Below are 11,394 nucleotides of genomic sequence, written 5' to 3'. Positions count from 1 at the left end.
CTACTTAACAGCGGTCCAGTTTTTCGGGGGGAGGTCACACCATGGTATAAACGGCATCCAAGATGAGTGAGTGGCTGGATAGTTGGCAGCAGCGGCTGTTTCTCTTTTACCTGCCTGCTTACTAGCCACACCTCAACATAGCTGAGAGGTAACGGAAGGAGCTAAAGCCGCAGGATTACCTCACCACAGATAGCTTCGTTCAATGCAAAACTGATAAGTTAGATCAAGTAGGAAGGAAAGTGCAGTAACAACTTTAAAAACNCACCACAGATAGCTTCGTTCAATGCAAAACTGATAAGTTAGATCAAGTAGGAAGGAAAGTGCAGTAACAACTTTAAAAACACTTTTTGTTACTTTTTTGTTACTCTGGAAAAGAAAAAGGGGGCTTAAACTGCAGTTTAAGCCCCCTTTTTAATGTTTACTGTGTAGACCGAAGGAGTGAATTATCGAACCTTATCCACATTGATGTGGCTTCTTTGAAGGAGTTTCTAGTGGGAGTAAAGTAGTAGAAGAACTTAATGTTTTAATGAAATATTTACAGCATTCAGATAGCGTCATATTTTTCCCCTATGGTAAATATATCTTCCGGGCATCAAATTTATTTTGTAAGTTAAACTGGCATCTCATCACGACATCTACCAACACCCGAAACTCAGGAAAATGGATATATTCGCTACCAAAGAAGAACACACTCAGCTTAGGGAAGGGTATAAAGTCTACACTAAAACAGTAGGAGAGGGAGACGTGAAGCTCCTGACCATCCACGGAGGCCCAGGCCTCACGCACGAGTGCTTTGCCAATTTCCCAGAATATCTATGCCTGGAGGGTGTACAGGTCGTTCTATACGACCAGCTTGGCTCTTTCCACTCTGATCAGCCCGATGATCCCTCGCTCTGGAACCTTCCCAGGTTTGTAGATGAACTGCATCAGGTAGTAGTGGAGCATGCCCTGGAGAATCAGTTTGTCTTTGCCAACTCCTGGGGCGCTATGATTCTGATCGAGTACCTCCTAAAGTACCAAACTTCCTTCAGGGGAGTAATCCTAGCTGGCATGCCCGCCAGCTTTCGAAAGTTTAAGCAGAACATTAAACAGCTAAGGACAAGGCTTTCCCATGATGTCATAAAACAATTAGAGGAGCATGAGAGAGAGGGAACGACTGCAGACCCAGCCTATCGGCAACTCCTTTTCGAGCACTGGTACGGCAGGCACTACTGTGTACTGAAGCCATGGCCGGAGCCTTTGCTGAGCGGATTCGGGCATCTGGCGGTACCGGTGCTGGTAAGCCTGTTCGGAGGCAATGCCTTTGATTTTGACGGCCCTGCCACCTCCTGGGACAGAAGCGGGTACTTAGGTAAAATAAAGACACCGGCACTGCTTACGGCAGGCAGGGAGGACCTGGTGTTTGAGGAGGACTTGAAGTTCATGGCCGATCGCATGCCGAACGCTGAATGGTTCATCAGCCCCACAGGAGGCCACTTCTGCTGGTGGAAGGACGGGGAGGCGTACTTCGGGAGGTTAAGCCGCTTTATAAGAGAACACCGCTAGCCTCACAGCAGGTCGAAGTGCTCGGAGAACTTAAGCAGTTCTGCATAGCTCCTGATCTCCAGCTTTTGCCAGATGTTCTTTCTGTGAGTGATGACTGTGTGGGGGGAAAGGAACAGTTGCTCTGCGATCTGTGCGCTTGTTCTACCCTGTGATATAAGCCTCATGATCTCCTTCTCCCGTCGGGTGAGGGCGCTGAACTTCTTGAAGTTCTTCTTCAGGTAGACATTCTCTTCCAGTACCTTCTCCAACTGACGGTACACACTGCCCAATTCGTCAAGGGGCTGCGTAATCGATATGGTCAAGTCATCGGAAAAGCGCTTCTTACTGGAAAAACACCAGGTGTAGGTGTGCTTTTTCTGCTCAATGACTTTTATGGGATTGAACGAGAGGTGCTGGAAAGTGGAGAGGATGTAGGAGGGATCAGAGAAATCAGCGTGCTTATTCACACCTACTAGATACTCCATGCAGGAGGGTTCCAAAAGGTTTTTCAGAACCTGCATCCCGTCACTCTCTACCCTGTTCTTCTTTATCTCTACCTTTTCCCTGGTGGTCTTGTCCAGGTACACCATCTCCACGGAGTTGATGCGGTTCAGGTGGAACACGCCTGGTAGCAGGTCGCAGAAGTCGTCGATGTCTATTCTCTTATCTCTGAGGAACTTCTGCAGGCGAAAAAGCTGGTGTCGCTGGTTCTGTAGTAACTCTTTCTCTGTTGCATACATATGGCACAGGCTTATGATTTATTTGTATTAACGGGTATAGCTTTATCAGGTTTAATTTATAGGGGTAATGTAATACAAGGATATATTTGCTTTAAAGTACAAATATACCTAGGGATAGGTATATGCTGCTCCCTAGCTTATCAGTAATTTTATTTTAGATCACTGGAACTCATGAGCACAAGTGGTGAGAGGGGCTATATATATAAGCTGTTTTACCCATCGTCGTTGCTCTGAAGCGTCTAGACTGAACAAGTTTTTTTGTTTTACCATAAAGCCAAGCAAACTATGAAAAAATTGTACGCCATTTCACTTTTCTGTTTCCTTCTCTCTTTTTACTCACTTAAGCTATATGCTCAGGCACAGGTGGTGTGGGATAAATCCATTGGTAACTCAAAGAATAGTAGTCCGAATGCAATAATACCTGCAACTGATAACACTGATTACATAATTGTAGGATCAGGCTTGAAGTTTCCTAATGGAGGATATTTAGCTAGGGTTTCAGCGACAGGTGAATTGTTGTGGGAAAAGCCTTTAGCAACCCACTACGATTCTATTCAGTTTGATAATTCAATAGGTATTCAGTCTGTAAACAATATTATTCCAACTAAAGGAGGATATGTTGTGGGTGGGACTATAACTCTTAGTTATCAAAATTATAGAAACAGACATTATTTTATAGCGCGGATAGATCAGGAAGGGGATGTAATTTGGATGAAGCACTACGGTAACGTTTATAGTTCAGAAAATTTATTAAATATCTCAGCTACGAGAGATGGAGGATACATAATGGTAGGGACTTCTAAAAGTAGCGGAGGCCCGTCGGAAGGAGACAAGACAGAGCCTACTAGAGGGGAGGAGGATATGTGGGTAGTGAAGGTTACGAGTCAGGGGGATTTTGTATGGGATAAGACCATTGGAGGCAGCAAGAGGGACGTTCCAGTCAATATTCATTCGCTATCCGACGGGAATTATATAGTGGTGGGTACATCTGCATCACCTATTTCTGGCGATAAAACCTCAGAAGGATCAATTTGGAATGTCAAGTTAAACAATAACGGGGGGATTATTTGGGATAAGACTTATAATGGACCGCAGATTTATACTATTACCTCTTCTGTCATGGATGAGAATGAAAACATACTCGTTGGAGCTTATACCAGTTCTAGTGCTATCGGTATAAAAAGCGAAAATGGAAGAGGGGCTGCGGATTACTGGATTTTCCAGATGGATTCAGAAGGAGATGTTCTTTGGGATAAAACCTACGGAGGAAAAGAGTTAGATAATCTTTATAACATCATAGTTGCCGATAACGGAGGGTTTTTATTGGTTGGAACATCTTCATCTCCTATATCCGGAGAAAAAACAGAGGCGGGAAGAGGAAGTTTGGACTACTGGATTGTCAGAGCAGACCAGTATGGGGATAAGCTATGGGACAAGACGCTGGGTGGGGTGTTTGGAGACCATGGTTATGTCGGCACGTACAGCAAGGGGGAAATTGTCGTTGCAGGTGTCTCTAGTTCACCGGTTAGTGGTGATAAGACCAATGTCGCTGGTGATGCCTCAGATATTTGGATCGTTAAGTTAAAAGATAACACGGCAGTTGCCAAAGGGAATCAGAACCTAACGTTTGCCCCTCTATCAGACGTAGGGTATGGAGACGGCCCAATTATATTGAATGCCTCTGCTAGCTCAGGTCTTCCTGTAAGCTACAGCCTTGTTTCCGGGCCTGCAACACTGGCGGGTAACATACTTACTTTAACAGGAGCGGGCGCTGTGACGGTTACAGCCTCGCAGCCAGGAAACGGCACCTATAACGCGGCGAGCCCAGTGTCGCAGACCTTCATGGTGCAGAAAGCTGGGCAAACCATAGCCTTCGGGCCGCTGGCAGACAGGAGCTTGGCAGACGGGGCTTTCGAGCTCAGCGCTACTGCTAGTTCAGGCTTGCCAGTATCCTTCAGCGTCGTGTCTGGTCCTGCTTCCATAAGCGGCAGTACAGTTACTCTGACAGGTTCAGGCGAAGTGGTGGTGAGAGCCTCTCAGGAGGGGGACGCCAACTATATGGCTGCCACAGCAGTTGACCAAGGCTTTAGCGTAACAGGAGAGGGGACTGCTATAGGGCAGACGATCACCTTCGCCGCGATAGAGGATAAGGTTTACGGCGATGCCTTTGCACTGCATGCGACGGCTTCCTCAGGCTTGCCTGTCTCGTTTGCGGTGCTGAGCGGCCCTGCGACCTTAGAAGGCAGTATGCTGACAATAACAGGCGTGGGAGAGGTGACGGTTCGGGCCTCGCAGCCAGGCAACGGCTCCTACAGCGCCGCGCCGAGCGTGGATCGGACATTCACGGCTGGCAAGGCCCCTCAAATGGTCAGCTTCACCGACATTCCCGACATCACCAGAGCTGACAGCTGGACGCTCACACTGGAGGCTTCTGCCTCCTCAGGTCTCCCTGTCACCTTCAGCGTGGTGTCTGGCAAAGCCGCGGTATCAGGCAATAAACTGACGCTGAAGGGCTATGACGTGGTGACAGTGCGTGCCAGACAGGCGGGCAGCGTACTTTACCAGGAGGCAAGCGTGGAACAGACATTCACAGTGGACAAGGTGCCTCAGAGCATCACCTTCGCACCGATAGAGGATAAGATATACGGTGTTGCTCCCTTCGCATTGGAGGCAAGCGCCACCTCTGGTCTTGGAATAAAGTACCAGGTGGTAGGTGGCCCAGCCAAGGTAGCTGGCAATGTATTAACTGTAACAGGGCTGGGAACGGTGACGGTGAAGGCCTCGCAGTGGGGCAACGGCTACTGGGCATCTGCCGAACCCGTGGAGCAAAGTTTCGAGGTGAGGGCGGCCGAGAGCCAGACAATCACCTTCGCTCCGATAGCGGACAGGGTGTACGGCGACGCTCCGTTTGAATTGGCGGCCACGGCATCCTCTGGTTTACCAGTTAGTTTCCGTATTGTCTCGGGCAAGGCAACGGCCAGGTTGAGCGGCGGCACTGTCAGCATCATCGGCACAGGTGACGTGGAGGTGGAGGCTACACAGGAGGGTAACACCACCTACGCCACCGCAGAACCTGTGAGGCAGCGCTTCAGAGTGGATAAGGCTCCGCAGACGATCTCCTTCGCGCCGATAGCGGACCAGATGTACCCCGTGGCCCCATTCGAGCTGAAGGCCAGCGCGACCTCTGGGCTTGCGATGAAATACCAGGTGATCGGCGGTCCAGCCAGGGTGTCTGGCAATGTGCTTACAGTGACGGGCCCAGGCCTTGTGACGGTGAAGGCCATGCAGTGGGGCAACGGCCGCTGGGCCACGGCAGAGCCCGTGGAGCAGAGCTTCAATGTAGTGGGCACGGCAGTGTCAGCGGCCACGGCTGCGGCACCTGTTGCCAGCGAGGGGGTAAAGCTGCAGGAGCCTGAGTCTATCACGGCCTATCCCAACCCTTTTGCCGAGACGGTGACGCTTGAGTTTGTGGCGAAGGAGTCAGGGAAGATGAGGCTGGAGGTGTTCAGCCTGCAGGGCGAGCTGGTGGAAAAACTGTACCAGGGCGAGGCCGAGGCGGGCAAGGCTTACAGCTTCAAGTTCGACGGGGGCAGCCACGCAGCAGGGGTTTACCTCTGCAGGCTGAACACAGCAACAGGGGTGCTCTACAAGAGAGTGCTGCTTGTCAGGTGAAGTTACGCCCATAAATGCGTCGTTGGGTTATTACAATTGGCTGGAGCCTTTTTACTAGTTAGAGTTGAACAAAAAATAAAGTTTATGCATCATTATTCTGTCCTTAGTTAAGTTGACAGAATTGGTTTAAGATTACGACTTTATCCGAAGCCTCCAAAGTGCTCACTTTGGAGGCTTTTTTTCATGTCACTATATTTCTTTCTCGCTGTCCGTACATTTGCTTTGGTGTCAGCAAGAGGCAGCTTTGGTGCGGCTTGAGGTTGTTGTAAATAGCAATAAATTCCCTTATCACCTTTTCCGCCTGCTCATATCAGCTAAAGCCGTCACCGATAAAGAGCTCATCCTATAGGATGCAGTTAATACGCTTGGCCACCACATTCCAGTGCTGCAGCCCCTTATATGAGTGGTGGATGAGTTGATGATCCTATGTCCTGTTATTGATTGCCTTCTTAAGTTCCAGTTAAGGCCCTCTGCCTTTATGTACTTGGCCAGGTGGTGGCCTAACATCTACATGGAATAGGTATTCGAGACTAAGGAGAGGCTATTTCCTCTCTCTGCCTGCAAAGCTGACATACAGGAGTTGTAGAGGTGGGAGGGGGAGAAGTTTATTCTTTAATGCAACTGCTGTCTATGGTGTCGAGCTGTAGGAAAGTAGTACTTATCCCTCAGCCTCTCAGCCTTTGTTCGACATCTTGCTACCAGGCAAGCTGACCTAAGGGGAAAACATGTATTTTATCGAACCAAAAAAGCCGCTCCATTTGATGTGGAACGGCTTTTTTATAGTAGTAGACCGAAGGATTGAATTATCGAACCTTATCCACAGGGATTTGGCTGCTATTGGTGATTATGTGAAAGCATAGGAAGAAAAAAAATTAGTGGTAGTATACAATGTATGATGAGGGCTCACTTGCTAACAATGGACGGAAAAGCAAATAAAAAGGAGCCTCTAAATCACCTTAAACGTGAGTCTTGTATTTATTTAAGAACAAAATACATCTCATCTAATGCCATCATACATTGTATGCGATAGACAAATATTCTTTAATTAGAGGCTGTTAACTTTCATTTAAATTGTGCTCTCTTCCTACAAACAAAATACGGCTTCCTGTAGATAGCAGGCCCGCTGCATGTACCGGTATTTATCAGTTACAAAAAGTATTAACAGCCTCTACCCTAATCCATAATACTCTCTTAGCTTAATGACTGTTGTGAAGAAGTAGCTCTGAACTCTATTGTGGTTGATAATTTATAAAATACGTAAAATAACAAAATAATTACATTGTAACTTTTTGTATTTATATGCTTTTTCATTAAGTTAAGTCCTTCTTTTACTTAGCGTACTTATGGACCGTAGATGCTTTACTAAAAATTTATTATTATCAGGAACTTCTATAATACTTGCTCCTAGACTTAATTTCTCAACAAGTGCTATTCCGTTACCGCTTTTACTTGATGAACCATCTTTAAAAGAGTCACTAGTTTACACTCATAATAGTTCTGTGATAGCTCAACTCAGTAATCAAGAACTGAAAGACTTTTACTTAAACCTGAACAAAGGTACTTTTTCATCTGATTTTGTTCCTTATAGTTCTGGTAGCAAACTAACACTTGATAATATCAATAATCTTTGGGAGGCACGCTATGGACAGGTTCAAGAGGGTTATAATAAAAGGCTCGAAACAATTAATATGACTGCTTCAAGAGGGGCAGTAGCCGGCACTTTTTTTGAAGGAGCGGCTATCGTTGCCCTTCCTTTCAGTCCTGCTGCTTCCTTAGCATTGGGAACACTTGGTATAATTTCCTCCGGTACATCAAGCGGTATTGCTTGGCTAGCTGCAGAATATGGTAGTTCTAGTTCAAGAACCAGGTTACAACAAGCTACTCAACTTGACTTCAATAATAAAGTGTTTTTGCAAGAAAAATACTTTCCTGTACCATCAAAGGTGAAGGAAAATGTAGCTGACACTTCAAATATTGAGACTAAAATTAAGAACAATTCTTTTTATCCACAATTGAGCAAAGAGCTTGGTGATTCGATTATTGAATTTATCGCCTCTGGTGGCAGGGATCCTATGACATCACCGGATGATGATATACTAAAGCAATTGATGGAAGATACAAAGCTGCTTAACAAAAAGCTCCTTGAAAAAAGCTCAAAGGCCTCCGAAGCAAATAAGCCATTAACTGAACAACAGATCAAAGAAGGACTAGCGCTTGCACAAAATTTTCAAGCATTAGGAAATGTTCTCATCACGAAATTTGCTGGACCAAACGAAAAAGAGATTTTGAGTTCTCTGCTTAATTGCAGTATGCAATATTTGTCACTTACAGCATTGGGCTCAGTCGCTTTGGGACCAATTGGTTGGTCAGCTATAGGAGTAAGTGTAGTAACTAGCCTACTTAATTATTCCAATGGCAAGGGTTCGTTTGAAGGAGCCGTCATGAAAGCATTTGAGATGGTTTTTGAACAATTACAGGAAATCCGCAATTCGCTCTATCGTATTGAGGAAAACCAGTTCATTATGCTAGTGCACCTTAATGATATCATGCGCATGCTGCAGAATCAGAAAAAGGATATTGAATTTATCAAATTCAAATTGAATGAAATAGTCAACATACAACATTATAATTATAGTAAAGAAGCAGAAAGAGATAAAGGAGATGCAGAGGCTAAAGGAATAATAATACCTATGGATACCATAGATAGCTTAGCAAAAGTAATATATCGAAAGAAAAAAAGGGCTTTGAAGAAAAAGGAAATTAAGCACCAGAAAATAAAGATTGATTCTGCGTTTACTTCTATCTATAACTATGCGTTCATAACAACTAAATCCATTAGTTATAATGGTATAGGGGATATGAAGCCTGAGGAGTTAACAACACCACTTAGCCTAAAGTTAACTATATTTACTCCTTCTCAAAATCCTATAGATTCTTCTGCCACAGAATTTTCTACTATGAATAAGGTATATCTTTATGATAGTATTGGCATTTTAACATTTATACATAAACAATATGTAGAAAGCGATACTTCTTTGATAGAATCAGTGCCTAATCCTAAAGCTTTCCAAAAAGGTGTTGGTAATTTTATCACAGCACAACTTATTTTCCCGCAAGCTTCTATCAAATCAACAGCATTAAGAATAGAAGAAGCCAGAAAATTATATACAATTGCTGAAAGTACTTTGGAGAAACTAAACAAAATAGTAAGTAAAAAAGCTGTTAATAGGTTGTTGGAGGTATATTTAAAAGAAGCACAGGGACTGTTTTACAGACATAGTGGTGCTTCTCTTCATTCTTTTGTTGTTAATAACTTTTCCAAATCACCTTTATTGAATTTTGAAGGACAAAGTAGCAATTATCAGGAAATACTGAAGGTCGCGGAACACTTTAGTCTTAGAACGTCAGGTTCTAATCTTAATGAAGGAGCTTTTGCATATAGCTCTTACCAAATGCCATTTAATGGTTATACCTTAATAAAAACCAATACAAATGTAGTATTTGCAGAATTGTCTAATCTTAATATAATTCGTGAATCAGGCCAGAAGGGTTTTAGTAGACAAAGCAATCAAGTGTTCCAAGGTATCAACTTAGGTGTAACTACACAAGATGTATACTACATTCGCAGTTCAGAAAACTTTTATTCAATTGACCAAGTCTATGTACAAGACAAAACAAACTTTAATCTCATTGAATTGATTAAAGCCTTTGATCTTGGAAAGATTACTAAAAAAGACAGCTTTATTCGTGAGTACAAGACAGACGGTGTCACGTATGGATTAACAGGACGACCAACAATGATAGGAGAGCCTTTACAATCTACCCTCTTTGAACTTGAATTTCATAACCTTCCTTTACTTAATGGCATAAAGATTTACTTTACCCAATCAAAGGTGATATGTGGCGGCGTTGCCGTAAACGCTCTTGGGATGTTTTGGGCGAATACTTTTTTCAATGAATATTCCTTCGCTCCAACACCTAGATTTTTTGAAGATCGCTTCAAGCAGACATGGATGCAACAAATTACTGAGCAGCTAACAACACGAGGTAGAGAAAAAGAGTTGGAGCTACTCCTTGATTCTTTGAGTTCATCATCCATTATTGATCTTGTCATGTTTCTGGTTGACATGAGGTTGAAAGGGGTAAAGAATAATGCTGTTAGTAAGCTATCAGAGTATATTAATGAAAATATTGTTAATAAACATCAACTCGATCACATTGGACCATCCCTTTATATTACCTCAAGACTCAATAATAATATAGCTTCAAAAGGTATGGTGCCTTTTATTGTAGATTACGTTGACAAAATTTTTCGTACTGAAGATTTACAAATGAGTCTTCAAAGAATATATTCATTTAATGTAGCAAAGAAGGCCGACAAAATATTATATGGTTTTTTGGAAGAGGTAGAAAAAAAGGAGAAAGCAAGCATAGAAGGAAATATTCAAGAGTTTGATTTTACTAAAAGCCTGTTCTATTTTCAGAAGAGGCCTGATTATTCAGGTGATTTACCATTTGGTAAACTCAACTTAGAGAATTTTTATGAATTCATGCTTGTTTACTTAAGACATCGAGTTATAGAAACAGCTTCTTTTGTTGAAAATTCAATTACTGATTTACAAAAAAAACACGCAGAGCCCTTTATAGCCGATAGTATGATTATGCTTGACGGTTATTTAAATTTATTGAATGATTCTGCTTGAGATATTAAAACTTGTTTAGTTTGCTAAATGAAAGGGTGTAAGTGACCCTAAAATCGAGACAGTTTAAGTAAATTGAATGTGACGCATTTTATCATTTGAACCTGACTATATCATGAATATACTATTTTATCATTTTAAAGGTCGTCTCAACAGAAGATTAACCTATTGATGTATAAGTTGCAACTAATGAAGTAACAATTATTAATACCCATGTAACATAGTTCAGAAGCTGTTGTTTCTTATTAGCTGTTTCAAAAGCCACACTTGCTTCCTGTAATTTTAAACTAATATCCTTACTTCTATTAGCATTGTTTTGATCCATCTTATCAAGATTATTCTGTAAGATTTTAACGACCTTAGCAAGCTCATTAAGGTTAGACTCTAACTTAATAAATCTTTCAGGGAAATTGATCTCCTCTACTTTATCGTGATAAGCTAGTACTGATTCTTTTAAGTCACCCAGCGCTTTTTGCTCAGTCTTAACATGGGTTTGAATATCAGCGGTTATATTGTTAAGAACTTGGTGCTCTTTTGTGATTTTAGCAAGTTCAAGTGTGAAGAGCTCTCTGAGCTGATTCTTGTATTTTGTGTCCTCTTCTTTAATTTCTTTCAGTAAGTCAAGGTGCTTTTGTGGGATCCCCTTAACTGACTGTGTAATCTGCTGGGCAGTTTCTACATGCTTTATTGCTGGTTCCAGCTTATCCAGTTCCTTATGTAGCTTATCTAGTGCAGACAATACTTCCTGTGATGCCATT

General features: G+C 43.0%; 6 protein-coding genes. 4 read left to right on the top strand and 2 right to left on the bottom strand.

All coding sequences use genetic code 11. The features are described 5' to 3' along the window. The first annotated feature begins 660 nt into the window (after positions 1-660). Positions 661-1,545 (top strand): proline iminopeptidase-family hydrolase, encoded by an 885-nt coding sequence (locus LN893_RS14900; RefSeq protein WP_229971411.1) that lies wholly within the window; start codon positions 661-663, stop codon positions 1,543-1,545. Between the two features lie 2 nt (positions 1,546-1,547). On the opposite strand, the gene LN893_RS14895 is transcribed toward LN893_RS14900, so the two are convergent. Next, complete coding sequence (locus LN893_RS14895; RefSeq protein WP_229971409.1) at positions 1,548-2,264, bottom strand: response regulator transcription factor; 717 nt, start codon at positions 2,262-2,264, stop codon at positions 1,548-1,550. A 285-nt stretch (positions 2,265-2,549) separates the two neighbouring features. Between LN893_RS14895 and LN893_RS14890 the strand changes: the two genes are divergently transcribed. The 3 genes from LN893_RS14890 (at position 2,550) to LN893_RS14885 (ending at position 10,639) form a co-directional block, all read left to right on the top strand. Next, entirely contained in the window at positions 2,550-5,936 is a 3,387-nt protein-coding gene (locus LN893_RS14890) for a T9SS type A sorting domain-containing protein (protein WP_229971407.1), read from the top strand. Positions 5,937-6,661: 725 nt separating this feature from the next. After that, entirely contained in the window at positions 6,662-6,796 is a 135-nt protein-coding gene (locus LN893_RS20580; RefSeq protein WP_255710074.1) for a hypothetical protein, read from the top strand. Positions 6,797-7,279: 483 nt separating this feature from the next. After that, positions 7,280-10,639, top strand: coding sequence for a hypothetical protein (locus LN893_RS14885; RefSeq protein ID WP_229971405.1), 3,360 nt, complete (start codon positions 7,280-7,282; stop codon positions 10,637-10,639). Between the two features lie 157 nt (positions 10,640-10,796). Here LN893_RS14885 and LN893_RS14880 read toward each other — a convergent pair whose 3' ends face one another. Next, positions 10,797-11,393 carry a hypothetical protein gene (locus tag LN893_RS14880; RefSeq protein WP_229971403.1) on the bottom strand — a complete coding sequence of 199 codons (597 nt, stop codon included), beginning with the start codon at positions 11,391-11,393 and terminating at the stop codon, positions 10,797-10,799. Between the last annotated feature and the right edge of the window lies 1 nt (position 11,394).

It is taken from the genome of Pontibacter harenae (assembly GCF_020907245.1).
Classification (GTDB): Bacteria; Bacteroidota; Bacteroidia; order Cytophagales; family Hymenobacteraceae; genus Pontibacter; species Pontibacter harenae.
The sequence above is the reverse complement of the archived record's forward strand: the minus strand, read 5'-3'. Positions and strand labels throughout refer to the sequence as shown.